General features: G+C 69.8%; 16 protein-coding genes. 1 reads left to right on the top strand and 15 read right to left on the bottom strand.

Going from position 1 to position 15,922, the window contains the following annotated elements; genetic code table 11:
* Positions 1-5: 5 nt before the first annotated feature.
* The 12 genes from ACFYM6_RS25335 to ACFYM6_RS25280 form a co-directional block, all read right to left on the bottom strand.
* Positions 6-359 carry a carboxymuconolactone decarboxylase family protein gene (locus tag ACFYM6_RS25335; protein ID WP_073838561.1) on the bottom strand — a complete coding sequence of 118 codons (354 nt, stop codon included), beginning with the start codon at positions 357-359 and terminating at the stop codon, positions 6-8.
* A gap of 54 nt (positions 360-413) precedes the next feature.
* Positions 414-1,325, bottom strand: coding sequence for an MBL fold metallo-hydrolase (locus tag ACFYM6_RS25330; RefSeq protein WP_387279325.1), 912 nt, complete (start codon positions 1,323-1,325; stop codon positions 414-416).
* Positions 1,322-2,494 carry an FAD-dependent oxidoreductase gene (locus ACFYM6_RS25325; protein WP_387279323.1) on the bottom strand — a complete coding sequence of 391 codons (1,173 nt, stop codon included), beginning with the start codon at positions 2,492-2,494 and terminating at the stop codon, positions 1,322-1,324. Before ACFYM6_RS25325 ends, ACFYM6_RS25330 begins: the two co-directional genes overlap by 4 nt.
* A gap of 51 nt (positions 2,495-2,545) precedes the next feature.
* Complete coding sequence (locus ACFYM6_RS25320; RefSeq protein WP_387279321.1) at positions 2,546-3,088, bottom strand: YbhB/YbcL family Raf kinase inhibitor-like protein; 543 nt, start codon at positions 3,086-3,088, stop codon at positions 2,546-2,548.
* A 2-nt stretch (positions 3,089-3,090) separates the two neighbouring features.
* Positions 3,091-3,843 carry a cupin domain-containing protein gene (locus ACFYM6_RS25315; protein WP_387279319.1) on the bottom strand — a complete coding sequence of 251 codons (753 nt, stop codon included), beginning with the start codon at positions 3,841-3,843 and terminating at the stop codon, positions 3,091-3,093.
* A 19-nt stretch (positions 3,844-3,862) separates the two neighbouring features.
* The gene (locus ACFYM6_RS25310) at positions 3,863-4,765 is read right to left on the bottom strand and encodes an amidohydrolase family protein (protein ID WP_387279317.1); all 903 of its coding nucleotides are present in this window, start codon (positions 4,763-4,765) and stop codon (positions 3,863-3,865) included.
* A gap of 2 nt (positions 4,766-4,767) precedes the next feature.
* Positions 4,768-5,868: an ABC transporter permease gene (locus tag ACFYM6_RS25305; RefSeq protein WP_387279315.1), complete on the bottom strand. Its 1,101-nt coding sequence runs from the start codon at positions 5,866-5,868 to the stop codon at positions 4,768-4,770.
* 1 nt (position 5,869) lies between these two features.
* Positions 5,870-6,985, bottom strand: a complete 1,116-nt coding sequence (locus ACFYM6_RS25300) for an ABC transporter permease (protein WP_387279313.1) — start codon at positions 6,983-6,985, stop codon at positions 5,870-5,872.
* Positions 6,985-8,481, bottom strand: coding sequence for an ABC transporter ATP-binding protein (locus ACFYM6_RS25295; protein WP_387279311.1), 1,497 nt, complete (start codon positions 8,479-8,481; stop codon positions 6,985-6,987). Before ACFYM6_RS25295 ends, ACFYM6_RS25300 begins: the two co-directional genes overlap by 1 nt.
* A gap of 85 nt (positions 8,482-8,566) precedes the next feature.
* Positions 8,567-9,598: a BMP family protein gene (locus ACFYM6_RS25290; RefSeq protein WP_387279309.1), complete on the bottom strand. Its 1,032-nt coding sequence runs from the start codon at positions 9,596-9,598 to the stop codon at positions 8,567-8,569.
* A 431-nt stretch (positions 9,599-10,029) separates the two neighbouring features.
* Positions 10,030-10,725 carry a GntR family transcriptional regulator gene (locus tag ACFYM6_RS25285; RefSeq protein WP_387279307.1) on the bottom strand — a complete coding sequence of 232 codons (696 nt, stop codon included), beginning with the start codon at positions 10,723-10,725 and terminating at the stop codon, positions 10,030-10,032.
* 265 nt (positions 10,726-10,990) lie between these two features.
* Positions 10,991-11,821: a PIG-L family deacetylase gene (locus ACFYM6_RS25280; RefSeq protein WP_387279305.1), complete on the bottom strand. Its 831-nt coding sequence runs from the start codon at positions 11,819-11,821 to the stop codon at positions 10,991-10,993.
* 255 nt (positions 11,822-12,076) lie between these two features.
* On the opposite strand from ACFYM6_RS25280, the gene ACFYM6_RS25275 reads away from it, so the two are divergent.
* Entirely contained in the window at positions 12,077-12,898 is an 822-nt protein-coding gene (locus ACFYM6_RS25275; protein ID WP_387279303.1) for a MarR family transcriptional regulator, read from the top strand.
* Between the two features lie 159 nt (positions 12,899-13,057).
* On the opposite strand, the gene ACFYM6_RS25270 is transcribed toward ACFYM6_RS25275, so the two are convergent.
* The 3 genes from ACFYM6_RS25270 to ACFYM6_RS25260 form a co-directional block, all read right to left on the bottom strand.
* On the bottom strand, positions 13,058-13,270 hold the full coding sequence (locus ACFYM6_RS25270; protein ID WP_387279301.1) for a DUF1737 domain-containing protein: 213 nt from the start codon (positions 13,268-13,270) through the stop codon (positions 13,058-13,060).
* Positions 13,271-13,367: 97 nt separating this feature from the next.
* Positions 13,368-14,111, bottom strand: coding sequence for an AroM family protein (locus ACFYM6_RS25265; RefSeq protein ID WP_387279553.1), 744 nt, complete (start codon positions 14,109-14,111; stop codon positions 13,368-13,370).
* Entirely contained in the window at positions 14,111-15,895 is a 1,785-nt protein-coding gene (locus ACFYM6_RS25260) for an ABC transporter ATP-binding protein (RefSeq protein ID WP_387279299.1), read from the bottom strand. The genes ACFYM6_RS25265 and ACFYM6_RS25260 overlap by 1 nt, the downstream gene beginning before the upstream one ends.
* Positions 15,896-15,922 lie beyond the last annotated feature (27 nt).

Here is a 15,922-nt window from a genome sequence, read left to right as displayed (position 1 = left end):
CCCGGTCACTCGGCGTCCACAGCGGCGAACACCTCGGCTGCGAGGCGGAAACTCTCCAACGCGGCGGGCCCGCCACAGTAGAAGGCGGTCTGCATGAGGACCTCCTTGATCTTCTCCTGGGAGACCCCGTTGTTCAGCGCACCGCGGACGTGCGCCTTGAACTCGTGGCCCCGGTTGAGGGCGGTGATCATGGCGAGGTTGATCAGGCTGCGCTCCTCCAGGCTGAGCCCGGGGCGGTTCCAGATGTCACCCCAGCAGTACTTCGTCACGTACTCCTGCAGGTCCATCGAGAAGTCGGTGGCGGCAGCCAGCGACGCGTCAACGTGGGCGTCGCCGAGCACCCGGCGGCGCATCGCCATGCCGGCCTCGTACAGGTCGTCAGTCACGGTGGTGGGTTCCTTCCGAGCGGTGGTTCAGATCCGGGCCAGGTCGGCCCAGTCGCGGATGACGAACACGCCGTCGGCGGCGGCGACGTGACAGGCGGAGTGCCCGCCGAAGTGGGCCGGAAAGACCAGCAACGAGCGCTCCGCGGCCTCGGCGAGGAGGCGGCGCCGGGACGCCCGAGCCAGCGTCGGGTCTTCGCAGAAGCAGCTGTTGACGTCCGGGTTCGCTATCTGCACGGGTGAGTGGATGATGTCTCCGACGAAGAGCGCGCCGGCGTTCCCGGACTCCAGCCGCAGCACCGCGGAGCCGGGGGTGTGCCCGGGGGCGGCCTGCAACACGAGATCGGAATCGATCCGGTGCTCGCCGCTCCAGAGCTCGACGAGTCCCGCGCGGTGTACCGGGACGACGCTGTCCTCGAAGACGTTCTGGTTGCCGTCGGCCGCCGGCCGCGGGTTCTTCACCGGGTCCCAGAACTCGAAGTCCTCCTGCGTGATGAGGTAGCGCGCGTTCGGGAAGGTAGGAACCCAGCCGCGGCCCTCCAGGCGGGTGTTCCACCCGACGTGGTCGACGTGAAGGTGGGTGTTGATGACGATGTCCACGTCCTCCGGTGCGATCCCCGCGGCGGCCAGGTTCGCCAGGTACGCGGTGTCGTGGTGGGCGTAGACCGGGGCGTACGGGCGTTCCTTGCCGTTGCCGGCGCCGGTGTCGAGCAGGATCACCGCCCCCTGGCTGCGGACCAGCCAGGTGTGCAGCACCGAGCGGAGCTGTCCCCGACCGGCGTCGAAGAAGTCCGGGTCGAGCCATCCGGCGTTGTCCCGCCAGTACGCCGGGTCGCTCTCGGGGAACAGGAAGCCGGGGGTCGCCGGGCTGGCGCCGGCGTACTCCTGGATTCGGGTGATCTCGACGTCGCCGATGACGACCGTGTGCGGCCCGGTCGTCATGACCGGTTCACCGCGGGCACCGGGTAGGCCGCCTCGATCTCGGGGGTCACCGCGGGAAGCACGAAGTTCGCCGTCTCCATGACCTCAGGGGTGAAGCCGTTGCCCTTGGCCAGCCTGCGGGTCTCGGCCATGTAGGCGCTGCGGGCCTGGGCGGCGTCGGTCATGGCCCGCTCGCGCTCCTCCCACACTGCGAGCGCCTCGCCGATCTCGTCGTACTGATCGAGGGTGTGGGCGAGTTCGACCGCGTTGACGATGCCGACGCTGGCGCCCTGCCCGAGTGCGGGACACATGGCGTGGGCGGCATCCCCGACGAGCACCGCCCGACCGGTCGACCACGGCGTCACCCGGTTGGTCTGGTAGCTGTCGTGCCGGCCACCCTCGGCCTTGCCCGCCAACTCCACGGCCGTGGCCAGGTGCGGGAAGCGCTTCGACCAGACCTCGACGTCGATCGGGATTCGCGAGGCGCGTTCGTTGGTGGTCGTCGCCATCATGCCCATGTAGATCGTGTCGGGTCCGGTGGGGATGAACAGGATGCGCATCGGGTCCGGCTCCAGGGTCCAGAAGTCGATGACCCGGTCCCACTCGGGGCCCTGGAACTCCGCCGGACGCGGGATCAGGACCCGGCAGACGCCGTCCTGGTACTTCTTGCGTTCCTGGGTGAACTCGCCCAGCGAGTTGCGTACCGCCGATCCGGCGCCGTCGGCGCCGATCACCAGGTCGGCCGCCAGCCGGCTCCCGTCCGCCAGGAGCAGGGCGCCCGCCGGGTCGGCGCCGACCGCCCGGGAATCGGTGACGATCTCGACCCCGGCCTCACGGGCAGCAGAGACGAGCAGCGCGTGCAGCTTCGGCCGGGTTATCGCCCAGTAGGGGTAGCCGGCCAACTCCGAGGAGACCGACTCGCCGTTCAGGTTGGTGTCGTAGGTGCCGGGTCGCACGCCGTTCGCCCGGATTGTCCCAGCCACTCCGATGACTTCGAGGGCCAGCATCGCGTTGCGCCACAGCAGGATGCCGGCGCCGAAGTCGCGCACCTGGTCGTTCTGCTCGTGCAGACGTACGGTCCAGCCACGCCGGGCGAGCGCGATGCTCATGGTGAGACCGGCGAATCCGGCGCCCGCGACCTCGGCACGCCGGGAGCGGCTGGTGGGGCCGGCCGAGAGAGTTCCTGTCATTTCAGTGCCTCCACGAAACGGACAGATGGCTGCTGAGCGATCACGTCACCGTCACCCCGCCGCGTCCACCCACACGGTCATGCTCCCTCGCGCCAACGTGTGAAAGTGCAGGTTGAAGCCCAGGACGACCGGGGTCAGCTCGGGATCGATCTCGAGCGCGGGGACGTCGACCGCGTGGACGATGAACACGTAGCGGTGGCGGCCCGAGCCCGGCGGCGGGTTGGGGCCGATGTACTGGCGCATCCGCAGGTCGTTGGGGAGGGTGAGGGATCCCGCCGGCATCGGCCCGTCCGGCCCGCCGGCGCCGGCGGGCAGCGAGGTCACGGAGGCGGGAATGTTCGCGACGGCCCAGTGCATGAAACCGACCCCGGTGGGAGCGTCCGGGTCGTAACAGGTGATCGCGAAGCTCTTGGTTTCGGCCGGGAAGTCCGACCAGGCCAGGTGGGGTGAGGTGTTGATGCCGCCGATGTCCGGGTCGCGGTAGGTCAGCGGCATTTCCGTGCCGTCGACGAGGTCGTTGCTGAACACCCGCAGCGGCGGTGCCGGGGTCACGGCTGCGTAGGGGTCGTCGTTGATCACAGTTTCTCCTGTCATGATCACTTGTCGGCGATCGATGCGGTGTCGACGTGGACTGTGCGGATCGGGGTGCGGATGTCCCAGGTGCCGGCCCAGCCGTCCGGCAGGGCGACGGCGCTGCCGGCGGTCAGCTCGTGCGTGGTGCCGTCCGCATCGGTGACGGTTGCCTCGCCGGAGATGACGTACAGGTAGGAGGCCCCCTCGGCCGCCGCTCGCCGGAACACCCCCGGTCCGCGCTCCTGGACGGCGCACCGGCCGTCGGGCCCGTCGAACACGACGGTCTCGGCGACCGGCGGCGCCCAGGAGGCCCCTCCCGCCGGCTCCGAGAGCTGCAGGTCGCGCTCGAGCACGTCGGCCGCGGCCAGGAAGGCGGACGGCTGCACCCCCGCGCGGTACGGCGGCACCGGGGTCGTGTGCAGGTAGACCTTCCGGATGGTCTCGCGGATGTCCCAGGCGCCGACCCAGCCGTACGGCAGCACGATCACGCTGCCGGCGGTCAGCTCGTGGGAGGTGCCGTCCTCGTCCGTGATGGTGGCCTCGCCGGAAATGATGTACATGAACGAGCCCCGCTTGTCCTTCACCCGGGGATAGACCCCGGCGTCGCACGCCCAGACGGCGAAGAATGCGCCGGCAGCGTCGTACAGGACTCTCTCGTATGCGAAGGGCGCCCCTTGAAGGATCGGCTCCATCGAGATCTCGACGGGAAGCGGGCCGTCGAGTACGGCCGTGGCGTCCAGGAACACCGACGGATTCGTGGTCTGGTTCGTCGTCATGGCTTTCTCCGTGGGACGGTCAGCAGGCAGTTCGGGTCAGCTCGGTCGGCAGACTCGGCGGGGGCACTGCGGGTGCCTCGATGCCGAGCAGGTCGAACGAGGGGCGGTGCAGGATCCCCTGCAGTTCCTCGTCGGTGATGGGCGTGTGCGCGATCTGCCGCATCCGCGCGACGACCCGTTCGAGGGCGGCGGCGGCGCTGGCCGCGGCCACCATCGGCGAGTCGCTACCGAAGAGCACCTTGGACAGGACGCCGTACTCCTTGGCGGCCGAGAAGGCGTTCGCCAGCACCGTCGGACGGCTCGCGATCGCGGATGTGTCGGCAAAGACGTTGGGGTGCCGGCGCATCACGACGACGGTCTCGTAGATCCACGGGTGGCCCATGTGTGCGACCACGATCCGCAGGTCGGGAAAGGTGCACGCCACGTCGTCGAGCAGCAGCGGGTTGGCGTCGGGCAGTCGGCCGGCGTTCGCGAAGATCGCGCCTTGGTGGATCATCACGGGCAGGCCGAGCCGCTCCGCGGTCTTGAAGACCCGCATAGTCATGGGGTGCAGCGGTGAGGTTCCCTGGTAGATCGGCCCCATCTTGATGCCGACCAGCCCAAGTTCCGCGTGGCAGCGCTCCACCTCGTCGACCGCGTCATGGCGGGTCGGATCGACCGACATGAAGCCGACGGTCTGACCGCCGACTTCTCGTACGAATGCGGCGACGGCGTCGTTGGGGACCATGATCCCGGAGGCCTGCGCCTGGAGTCCGAAGACGATCGTCCGCTCGGCGGGCGCGACGCCCCGGCGGTAGGACTCCACCGTGACCAGGTCGATCTCGTCGGAGGCCAGCGTCTTCGAGACCCGTCCCAGCCCGTCCGTCCAGGGAGAGCGCTGGTGCTCCCGGGTCCAGAAGTGCGTGTGCACGTCGGTGATCAAAGTCAGACCTCACTTCGCAGATAAGGAACGGCGAGCGCCTCTGGTGCCTTGTGCCGCCGTTTGCCCTCGGCGGCGAGGGCAACGAGCGCCAACACGTACGGCATGGCGAGCCACAGGGACACCGGCAACGTCACGGCCGGTCGGACAATGGCGAGCACGACCAGCACCGCGACCGCGGCCGAGCCGGCAAGCCCGGCAGCGCTGACCCGCCGCCGGTCGAGGCGGGAGGTGGCCGCCGCCCGCCGGACGCGCCGGGTGCCGAGAGCCACCAGGATGAGTAGGGCCGCGGCGACCCATACCTCACGAGGGATGTCGCCGACGGCCTGCAGCCGCAACTGGGTGGCATCGGTGACCGCGAAGATCGCGACGGCAAGGCCCAGCCCGCTCAGCCGCCAGCCGCCGAACAGGACCGCGGCAATCGCCAGATAGCCACGCCCGCCGGTCATGGCCTCGCGGAAGACACCGACGTCACCGATGGAGATGTACGCGCCCGCCGCTCCGGCGCAGGCGCCCGAGAAGAGGACGCCGGCCCAGCGCAGCCCGCGGACGCTGACGCCGGCAGCGTCGACGGATACCGGGCTCTCACCGGTCGCCTTCAGGTTGATGCCCCAGGTCGTCCAAGTCAGTGCCAGGGCCACGAGGACGACGATGACGGCCGTGGCGTAGATGAAGGCGTCCTGGGTGAACAGGGCGGGCCCGAGGACGGGCACGTCCGACAGCACCGGGATCGCGAGTCGGGGCAGCGGCTCGAAGGCGCGCGGCTTGCTGAAGACGTCGTCGTTGAGGAACGCCGTCAGGCCGTAGCCGAGCAGGGTCAGCGCGATGCCGGAGACGATCTGGTCGACCTTGGTCTCGATCGCGAGCACGCCCATCAGCGCCCCGAAGAGCAGGCCGCCGACGATGCCGCCGAGGAAGCCGACCGCGATGTTCCCGGTGCCGGCCATCACGAGGTAGCCGCCGAAGGCGCCGACGAGCAGCACGCCTTCGAGCCCGACGTTCAGTACGCCGGCTCGCTCGGAGACGAGTTCCCCGGTGGCGGCGAGCAGGATCGGGGCGGCGATCGTGATCGCCGAGACGAGGAACGCGACGTCGAAGATACCCATCTCAGGCCTCCTCGGTCCGGGCACCGCTGTGGGCGACGACGCCGGAGCGTCGCCGGGCGGGGGCGGGCTTGGCCGCGGACGGCGCCCTCGTGCGGCCGCGCAGGACGACGGCCGCCACCAGGACCAGCACGATGACGGCGCCCTGGAGAACCGAGGCCAGCGAGGACGGCACGTCCAACTGGGCCTGCATGGCGGTCCCACCGACGTTCAGCGCGGAGAACACGACGGCGGTGGCGACCGCGCCGACTGGTGAGTTGCGTGCCAGCAGGGCGACGGCGATGCCGTTGAAGCCGACGCCGGCTTCGAATCCGTCGCTCATCCAGGGCGCGGAACCGGCGAAGAGCAGCGCGGCGCCCGCGAGACCGGCGAACCCACCGGAGATCACGATGGCCGCGACCCCTTCGCGGACCGGATCGATGCCGGACCACCGAGCGGCCTCCTGGTTGCCGCCGGCTACCCGCAGGCGGAAGCCGAACGCGGTGCGGGACAGCAACAGCACCACGGCGATCGCGCACACCGGGAGGAGCACCACGTCGTACGAGAGGGTGCGGCCAGGGATCGACTCGACGCTCGGCCACAGTGCGGCGGCCGGGAAGTTCGCCGACTGCGGTTGACCGTCCAGGGAGCCCTGCAGCGGTCCCCGGACCAACCAGTCCGCGACCTGGATCGCGACCAGGTTGAGCAGGAGCGACGAGACGATCTCAAGTACCCCGCGCGAGGCCCACAACCAGGCGGTCAGGCCTGCCCAGAGGACGCCGCCGACGATGCCGGCGATGGCGGTGAGCACCACCGCGACCGGGCCGGGCAGGCTACCGCACTGCAGCCCGACGGCCGTGGCCAGGGATCCACCGGCGAGGATCTGACCGGGAAAACCGACGTGCAGGCGTCCGGCCCGGGTGGTCAGGATCCAGCCGAGCGCGACCAGGAGCAGCGGCACGGCCTGGGTGAGGGTCGTGCCGGCGTTGGTCGGCGTCCCGAAGGTGCCGCTCCAGAAGGCGTGGAGCGCGTCGGGCGGCGCCACCCCGATCGCCACCAGCAGGAGCGCGCCGACGGCCAGTGCCGCCAAGGCCACTCCCACCTGCACGAGCAACCGCATGATCAGGTCTTTCGACAGCATCAGAGGGCCTCTCCGGACGACGTCATGAGGGCGCCGAGGTTGGCGCGGGTGGCCTTCGCGGCGTCGACGACGCCCTGGATGCGTCCGTGAGCGAGCACCGCGATCCGGTCGGACATCGAGATGACCTCGTCGAGGTCCATCGAGATCAGCAGCACAGCACCGCCGCGTTCGCGGTGCGCGACGAGGCTCCGGTAGACGAAGTCCGCCGCCCGGACGTCGAGACCGCGCACGGGCTGTGCGGCGATCAGCAGGGCCGGATTCCCCGACAGTTCCCGGGCGAGGACGGCCTTCTGCTGGTTCCCGCCGGAGAGCCGCCCGATCGGCAGGTTCTCGCTGTCGGCGCGTACGTCGAACTCGTGCATCAGCCGACGCGCCTCGGCGGACGCCGCCCGGACGTCGAGCAATCCCTGCCTGTTCAACGGCGCGGAGCGCAGCGACCGTAGGGTGATGTTCTCCCAGAGGGTCATCCCGGGGACGATCGCCGCGTGGTGCCGGTCCTCCGGAATCACCGCACCGCCGGCTCGGAAGAAGCTCCGCGGCGACCGATGGGTGAAGGGCCGCCCCGCCAGCTCGATGGCGCCCGACAGCGCCGGCCGGATGCCCATGAGCACCTCGACGAGCTCGGACTGACCACTACCGGCGACCCCGGCGACTCCCAGGATCTCGCCCCGTCGCACCTCGAGGTCGATGCCCTGGAGCGCCTTCGGGCCGGCCGGCTGATTGTGGTCCCGAGCGACGTCGAGACCGCGGATGGTGAGGACGGCGGGACCCGGCGTGCCGGCGGGAAGCGGCGGGCGGTCGGCCATTCGATCACCGACCATCAGGGTCACCAGGTGGTCGGGGGTTGCCTCCGCGATGGTTCCCGAACCGCTCACCGCGCCGCGGCGCAGCACCGTGTACCGATCCGCGACGCTGAAAACCTCCGACAGCTTGTGCGAGATCAGGATGACCGCATGACCGTCGGCGGCAAGCCGCCGCATCAGGTTGGCGAGTTCGTCCCACTCACCCGGGCTCAGCGCGGCACTCGGCTCGTCGAAGATTAGGATCCGCGCACCGCGGCACAGCAACTTGACAATCTCCAGCCGCTGCCGCTCCCCCACCGACGCGTCGGCGACCAGCCGGTCGGGCGTGATCCGCAGCCCGGTTGCCGTAGCCACCTCCTGCGACCGGCGGCGCGCCTCGGTCAGACCGTTGTGCCATGGAACGGCGGCTGGTGCGATAGCGAGGTTCTCCAGCTCGGTCAGTGTCGGTACCAGCGTGAAATGCTGGTGGACCATCCCGATTCCGGCCCGCAAGGCATGCTCGGGCTTGCGGAAACGCACCGGCTCTCCGTCGAGCTCGATGCCACCCTCGTCGGGGGTGTAGAGGCCGGTGACGATCCGCATGAGCGTGGTCTTGCCCGCACCGTTCTCGCCGAGGAGGGCGTGGATCTCACCCCAGGCGATGTCGAGGTCAACGGCGTCGTTGGCGACGAAGGAGCCGAACCTCTTGGTCACTCCGGTGAGCCGGAGAGCGGGAGCTCCGGTGCCCGTGCCGCGGCGGGCGGGGCCGGAATCGGGACGAGTCTTCATCGACGGCGGCCTAGCGCTGCTCGAAGTGGTAGGCCGGCTTGGGGAGGAGAACACCCTTGTCGGCGACGATCTTGCCGTCGGTGATGTCCTTGGTGATCTTCTCGACGAGCCCCTTCTCCTCCGCCGTCCCCTTGCCCGGACAGAACTCGAATCGCAGCGCGCCGGTGCCCAGGCCGTAGCTGATGGCGCCGGCCGGCAGCTTGCCAGCAGCGGCGTCGGAGACAGCGTTCTTCAGGATGTCGGACCAGCTCACTACGCCGGAGCCGATGATGTGGGGACTCGAGTCGCAGTGCAGGGCGAAAACGTCGTACACGTCGGCGGGGCTGGCGGACCCGCCGACGGCCTGGTAGACGCCCCCGGAGCCACTGTCGAGGTCGGAGAGGATCGAGTCCACGCCACTGGCGATCATTGCCTCGGCGGCCTGCTTGGCCTTGCCGACATCGTTGTAGTCGCCGGTGTAGGTCTGCACGACCTTGGTGTTCGGATTTTCCAGCGCGGCGCCTTGAGCCATGCCGTAATACCACGCGCCCGACGCGGGAACCTGGAGGCCGGCGATCATCCCGAGTTTCTTGGTCCGGGAATGGGCCGAAGCGACGGCCCCGACCACGATGGCGTTGTAGCCAACGGCGGCGCTGACCGAGGTCACGTTCTCGGCGTAGGCGTCGAGGTCGGCGGCTACCAGGATGAAGTGCACCTTCGGATACTTCGGCGCCACGACCGCGACGGCCTTGTTGAACGAGGCGCCGTCGGCGACCACGATCTGGTTCTTCGCCGCCAGCGACTCCAAGCCCTGGATCTGCTCCTGTGAGTTGGCGGCGTTGTCGACGATGGAGGACAGCTTGAGGTTCTTGTCAGCTTCGACCGCCGCGTTCACGCCGGCCAGGCCGAACTGGGTGAACCCGCCGTCGTTGCGGGGGGCCTGGGAGATGAAACCGATGTTCTTGGTCCCGTCGGCAGCCGCTCCGTCGCCCGAGGCCCCACACGCCGAGAGTGCGAGGGGTATGGCGGTAACGGCTGACACGATCGCGATCTTGGTACGCATGCGAGCCCTTTCGTCGGCTGCTGCCCGTGCAGGTAACAGGGGGTGAAACGGACCGGTGAAGAAAACTGGTATGGCAGATGCAAGCGCCTAGACTGCGGGAGCGCGGTAACGTGCACCAGATACTGCTGATCTGCCATACCAGTTGTCAAGAGGTTGACCCGACCCGAACTCCGGATGACGTGCCGCAGGCCAGGCCGACTCAGCGTCGGCACAGGAACGGCGGTGGATGCAAGGGCCAGCCAGGCCGGCTAGGGCCTCACCGGCCGAGGACGGCAAGACTGCGCGCACGTGCCGACCCGGACCCGCGATCAACGGCTGCGTGCCGGTGCCGGGCTGGGCTCACATACGGGATGGCGGGGTCGGACCGCTGCTCAAGTCCGGCGACGCGCCTCTCCTCGCCGTCGAGGTCGAGCGCGAAAGCGCCGGACCGGTCAGCGACCGAACTTCGCCGTGACCTCGTCCTGAAGTTCGAGGCGGCCCTGCTGCACGTGGGCACGCATGGCCTCCTCCGCCGCATCGGCATTCCGCGCGCGGATGGCGTACACCACAGCGCGGTGCTCCGCGAGCGACCGCCGCATCCGCCCCTCTCGCCTGGTCACGATCGACGACAGCAGGCCGCGGTTCAGATGCTGGACCAGCAACCGGTAATGGTCGCTCAACCGTTCATTGCCAGCACCCTCGGTAATGAGTTCGTGCAACCGCGCGTCCACGGCGCTGTAGCCGTCGGTGTCGCCAGCCTCGACGCAGTCCTGCATCGACGCCATCACCTCGTCGATCCGCGCGATGAGCTCGTTGTTGGCGCGGTTCGCGCACAGCCGGGCGGTCATCCCCTCCACCGCCTCACGCACCTCGAAGAGATCGAGGATCTCGTGCCGGCTAAGGCTCTTGACGAAAGTGCCACGGCGCCGCTCAATCGACACAAACCCGGCACCTTCGAGCTCCTTGAACGCCTCACGCACCGGCATCCGACTGACCCCGAACCGCTCGGCGAGGCGCGCCTCTGAGAGCTTCTCCCCCGGCGCGATAGCCCCGGACACGATCTCCTCACGAAGCCTCTGGACGATCACGTCCTTCTTCGAGACGTCGTTTTCGGCGACCCCAGCGGATGCCCTCTGCGCCGCCGACATAGCTCCCAAACTTCCTCTAGACCACTGCCCGAACTCCCCTGAGCCTGATGCATGATACCCGCTGCGGTGGCCGTGCCAGCACGGGCAGCGACGGCCCCACCGCCGGCAGCGGGCGTGAACGACTCGCTCGGGGAGGCGACCGGGGCGCTGGCGGAGCAGTCAGCCCTTGTCCTCGCCGCTGCCGCTCGCGCGAACGGGCCGAAGCCGCCCTTGGGTGATGGCACTGCCGGCACCAGGACCGGCCCGACCGCCCACTCGGTGCCGGTCAGCGTAGCCCGGCGAACAGGTCGTCCTCCGGCGTCGGCGCACCGGTGGTGTCGCGGACCCGGACGAAGGTCTCCACGCCCATGAGGTCGGTGAACCGCTCCTGACCGAGTTGCAGGAAGAAGATGTTCTCGGCTTGGCTGGCGTGTGCGACCAAGGATTCGAACTTCTGCCCGCCGTAGGCGCTCGTGTCCACCCAAGTGGTGATCTCGTCGTCCGGCAGGCCGAGCGCCGGCATCTCCCCCGACGGTCCCTCCGGCTCCGGAAACTCGACGCCGATCTCCTTCATGACGCGGCCGAACTCCTGGAACGCGCCGCGCGGCACCGTGGTCCAGTACACCTTTGCGGGGATGCCCGTACGCTCGACCGCGGCCATGGTGATGCGGTGGGCCTGGATGTGGTCCGGGTGGCCGTAGAAGCCGTTCTCGTCATAGGTGACGACGACGTCGGGCCGATAGCGCTGGATCAACTCGGCCAGCCGGTCGGCCGCCTCCCCCACCGGGGTGTTCCAGAACGCGCCGGGCGCGTCGTTGGCCGCCCAACCCATCATTCCGGAGTCGGCATAGCCGAGGGTCTCCAGGTGCGTGACCTTCAACGCCTCGCAGCTGGCCGTCAACTCGGCGCGGCGCATCGCCACCACGGCCTGCGGGTCATGCCCCGGGTCGCCCGGCTTGACCCCACCGGGCCCGTCGCCGCACCGCCCATCCGTGCAGGTCACGAGCACTGTCGTAATTCCCTCCGCCGCATACCGGGCGAGGATGCCGCCCGTGCTCGTCGCCTCGTCGTCGGGATGCGCATGCACCGCCATCAAGGTCAGGGATCGCTCAGTCACCCCACCACCATACGAGGGAGGCCCCGACGCACTGGGCTTTGCCGCAATCCGGGACGGCCGCCGGGACGAGGCGTTGGCAAACCGTTGCCCGGGTATCCGCTCATCTGCAGAGTCGGGCGGCAGCGGCTGGCGGCGCGCGGTCGGCGGTAATGCGGATGTGGAGCGGGTGGGCGCGGCTGGCCAGTCGGGCTCGTCCGAGTTCCGGTGGGGCGTGAGCGCCTCGCCTCGCCATCGAGGGCCGCTATCGTCGCGGCCATGGAGCCCACCGCCCGCCGCCTGTACCGGCTTGTGGAGCCGATCCACCTGGTCACCTACTTCGCCGACGAGCCGACCGATGCGCTCATGGCACTCGGCCACCGGAACTATTGGGACGGCTACTTCGCCGGACGAGCCGCACCGCTGGGCCGGGTCCCGGCCGAGGTGGTCCATGCGATCTTCTACAACTTCGCCGACGGCGAGGTCGCCCGCCACATTCCCCGCGTCTGGGATACGGCCACTCCCGAGATGGCGCTCGCCGCTCGCGAGAAGGGCAGCGTCGCGGCGCTGAGGCGGATCCTCGGCGATCTCGCCGACGCCCCCGGTCTCGCGCGTGCCGCCGACCTCGCCACCAGGGCGGCGACCAGCGCCCCGGTGGAGGGACGGATCATGTACGCCGGACTCCGGGTGCTCCCCGTACCCGAGGAGCCCGTGGCCCGGCTCTGGCACGCGGCCACCCTGCTCCGTGAGCACCGCGGGGACGGTCACGTCGCCGCCCTGGTCGCCGCGGGCATCGGCGGGACGGAGGCCCATGTGCTTCACGCGCTCTCCGAGGGGATCCCCGCGGAGAAGTTCGGCAGGGTCCACCACCTCCCCGCGGCCCGGCTGGCGGCGGTTGTGGACGGGATGCGTGCCCGCGGCCTCATCGACGCCTCAGGCTGGCTCAGTGACGACGGCCGGGAGACCAAGGAGCGGATCGAATCGCTCACCGACGACCTCGCCGCACCGGCGTACGACAACCTGGAGCCGAGCGAACTCGACCAGCTCATCGGGGACCTCGAGCCCATCTCCGCCGCACTCGACGCTGCCGGCTCCCGATAGGTCCCGACACGTACGAACTCGAGAGGACCGGCCCCGGGGCGGACCACTACTGGGAGCGTGGAGGGCATGCAGGCGTTTTCGCACCCGTACGCGCCTGGGTCGACGGCTACCGGTGGTGACGGACGCGCCGGCGCCGCCGCGCGCTGCGAGCGTGTGTCGCTATCTGGCGCTGCCCTCGGACGTATCAGGGCGAACGCGGTGCGGCAGCACCAACGCTTGAGCGGCGATGACGCGTTCACCGTTGAAGGTCAGCGCCGGCGACCCATGCAGCTGGTAGCCCTGGTCGAGCAGGCCGCTGACGCGGGCGCAGAATGCCGCATCATCGGGTCCGGTGATTAGGCGGTAGCCAAGCGGTTCGGAGAGATCTGACACTGTCCCATTGTGCCCGCCCGGCACCGGACTGGCGGGATGCGCTCCTGGCGGGCGGTCTTGCCGACTGGCCGGACCGCCTCAATGCGGAACTCCCCGCTCACCAACCCGGTGAACGTTCATGGTCAGCGTACGAGGCGGAAGACAGGAGCTCCACCGCGCCCGTCACCGCGAGGTGGCGGGCGGTCTCGGCTCGGATGCCCTTGGCGGCAAGCACTTCCCGCTGCTCGCCCGTGTAGCCGATGCAGTCGAGAAAGACCACGTCGGCTCCACCCGCGGTGACCCGCCGTCCGGCGGCCGCTACCTCGTCGAGTCCAGCCGTGTAGGGGTCTACGGCCGCCGCGATGACCGAGCGGCCCAGGCGCCCTTCCCACCGTTCCCGGATGTCCGTCAACTGCTCTGGCACGGGGCACAGCACGCCCAGACGGCCCTCGCCGACGAGCTGCTCCATGAGCTCGTGGGCGAGGTCCTCCGCGTGGAGCACCGGCACCGACGTCGGGCCGTGCTCGACGCGGCCGGTGCACAGCACGACGACGACCCCGCACCGATCGGCTACGCAACGTCGGATGGCGTCGTCGAGTGCTGGGGCGATGCTCGTCGCGCCGAGGCGGACGCGCGAACCGTCCCGCAGGCGGGAAACGAGGGTGCGCTCCCCGGCACGCGGCGCGAGCCGGGCGATGCCGTCCGCGTCGAGGAGGTCCAGCGCGCCGTGTTCGACCCAGTCGACGCCGGAGAGGGCGGCCTCGACATCGGGGATGAGGTCGGTGCGGGGCGCCTGGCCGATCGTGACGAGACCGAGTGTCGGCCTCACGTGGTTCGCCCGGCCCACAGCCGGCACGTGCATCACGCCACCGCCTTCTCGGGCAGGTCCGCGGCCGCGACGCCACGCTCGACGATGCGCCGTCGCACGGCGCGGTCGACCCGCGCGTCGGGGTCGGCGATCGGGATCGCGGCGAGGAGCGCCTTGGTGTAGGGGTGCTGAGGCGCCGTGAAGATCTGCTCGACGGTGCCCTGCTCGACGACGCGGCCCTGGCTCATGACGACGATCTCGTCGGCCATCATCTCGACGACGGACAGGTCGTGCGAGATGAAGACGTAGGTGAGTCCGAGGTCTCGCTGCAGTTGCTTCATGAGGTCGAGCACCTGGGCCTGCACCGACACGTCGAGTGCCGATACGGGCTCGTCGCAGACGACGAGGCTCGGGTTGAGAATGAGGGCCCGCGCGATGCCGATCCGCTGGCGCTGACCCCCGGAGAACTCGTGCGGAAAGCGGTCGATGTGTTCCTCCCCCAGGCCGACCGTCTCGAGGACCTCGACGATGCGGGCGCGGATCGCCGCGTCGTCGAGGTCCGTGTGCAACCGCAACGGCTCGGCGAGTGCCCGGTGGATGGTCCACCGTGGGTCGAGCGAGGCGTACGTGTCCTGGAAGACGATTTGCATCTGGGAGCGGAGGCGACGCAACTCGTCGTCACCGGCCCCGAGGAGGTCGGCCCCGTTGAAGGTCACCGTCCCCGACGTCGGCTCATGTAGGCGCAGCAGGGCCCGACCGGTTGTCGACTTGCCCGAACCGGACTCGCCCACGATGGCGAGCGTGCGGCCACGGCGGACCCGGAAGGACACGCCGTCGACCGCCGTGATGGTGTCGGCCGGACGTCCCAGACGGCGGCGTCGCCCGGTGAAGACCTTCGTCAGGTCGGTGACCTCGAGCAGCACCGGCGCGTCGTCATCCGGTGCCTCGGTGGGCGCGTCCGTGCGTGCCTCGACTCGAACCCGCCCGGAGCCGTCGCGCGCCGTGCTTCCCTCGGCAAGCGCCTCGACCGCCTCGATGACGTGCTCGTTGGCGGAGGGGATGAAGCTGAGCAGCCGCTTCGTGTATTCGGCCTGCGGCGCGGCGAAGAGCTGCTCCGTCGGCGCCGTCTCCTGCAGCTCACCGCCGTACATCACGGCGACCCGCTGGCAGGTCTGGGCGACGACACCGAGGTCGTGCGTGATGAGCAGGACCGCCGTCCCGTGCTGCTCCTGCAGGTCCATGATGAGGTCGAGGATCTGCAGCTGGGTCGTCACGTCGAGCGCCGTCGTCGGCTCGTCGGCGATGAGCAGCTTGGGCTCGCATGCCATGGCCATGGCGATCATGACGCGCTGGCGCATCCCGCCGGACAGCTCGTGCGGGTAGCCCGCCAGGACGCGTGCGGTCTTGCGGATCCCCACCATGTCGAGCAGTTGCCCCGCTCGGTCGGCCGCCTGCCGTCGGCCTAGGCGCAGGTGCTGGCGCAACGGCTCGGTGAGCTGGTCGCGGATCGTGAAGACCGGGTTGAGCGCGGTCATCGGCTCCTGGAAGATCGTCGCGATGTCCTTGCCGCGGATCCCGCGCATCTGCCGGTCCGACAGTGCGGCGAGGTCGCGGCCGTCGAAGCGGATGTGCCCACCGATGATGTGCGCCTGCCGCGCCGGCAGCAATCCCGTGATCGACATGGCGGTGACGCTCTTACCCGAGCCCGATTCGCCGACCAGCCCGACCATCTCGCCGCGTGCGATGGTCAGGTCGAGGCCCCGGACCGGGTGGATCGGGCCGCGGGACGTGTCGATGCGGATCGAGAGGTTCTCGATCGACAGCAGAGTGTCAGCCATGTCCGTGCTCCTTGGTTCCGTATGCCG

The organism is Micromonospora sp. NPDC006431 (genome assembly GCF_042870725.1).
In the GTDB taxonomy this organism is placed as follows: domain Bacteria; phylum Actinomycetota; class Actinomycetes; order Mycobacteriales; family Micromonosporaceae; genus Micromonospora.
This window is presented reverse-complemented; position numbering and strand designations above follow the sequence as displayed.

Bases quoted from the DNA above. Each gene is read 5' to 3' on its own strand.
- ACFYM6_RS25335 (WP_073838561.1), bottom strand. From the start codon at position 359: ATGGCGATGCGCCGCCGGGTGCTCGGCGACGCCCACGTTGACGCGTCG.
- ACFYM6_RS25330 (WP_387279325.1), bottom strand. From the start codon at position 1,325: ATGACGACCGGGCCGCACACGGTCGTCATCGGCGACGTCGAGATCACC.
- ACFYM6_RS25325 (WP_387279323.1), bottom strand. From the start codon at position 2,494: ATGACAGGAACTCTCTCGGCCGGCCCCACCAGCCGCTCCCGGCGTGCC.
- ACFYM6_RS25320 (WP_387279321.1), bottom strand. From the start codon at position 3,088: ATGACAGGAGAAACTGTGATCAACGACGACCCCTACGCAGCCGTGACC.
- ACFYM6_RS25315 (WP_387279319.1), bottom strand. From the start codon at position 3,843: ATGACGACGAACCAGACCACGAATCCGTCGGTGTTCCTGGACGCCACG.
- ACFYM6_RS25305 (WP_387279315.1), bottom strand. From the start codon at position 5,868: ATGGGTATCTTCGACGTCGCGTTCCTCGTCTCGGCGATCACGATCGCC.
- ACFYM6_RS25300 (WP_387279313.1), bottom strand. From the start codon at position 6,985: ATGCTGTCGAAAGACCTGATCATGCGGTTGCTCGTGCAGGTGGGAGTG.
- ACFYM6_RS25290 (WP_387279309.1), bottom strand. From the start codon at position 9,598: ATGCGTACCAAGATCGCGATCGTGTCAGCCGTTACCGCCATACCCCTC.
- ACFYM6_RS25285 (WP_387279307.1), bottom strand. From the start codon at position 10,725: ATGTCGGCGGCGCAGAGGGCATCCGCTGGGGTCGCCGAAAACGACGTC.
- ACFYM6_RS25275 (WP_387279303.1), top strand. From the start codon at position 12,077: ATGGAGCCCACCGCCCGCCGCCTGTACCGGCTTGTGGAGCCGATCCAC.
- ACFYM6_RS25265 (WP_387279553.1), bottom strand. From the start codon at position 14,111: ATGCACGTGCCGGCTGTGGGCCGGGCGAACCACGTGAGGCCGACACTC.
- ACFYM6_RS25260 (WP_387279299.1), bottom strand. From the start codon at position 15,895: ATGGCTGACACTCTGCTGTCGATCGAGAACCTCTCGATCCGCATCGAC.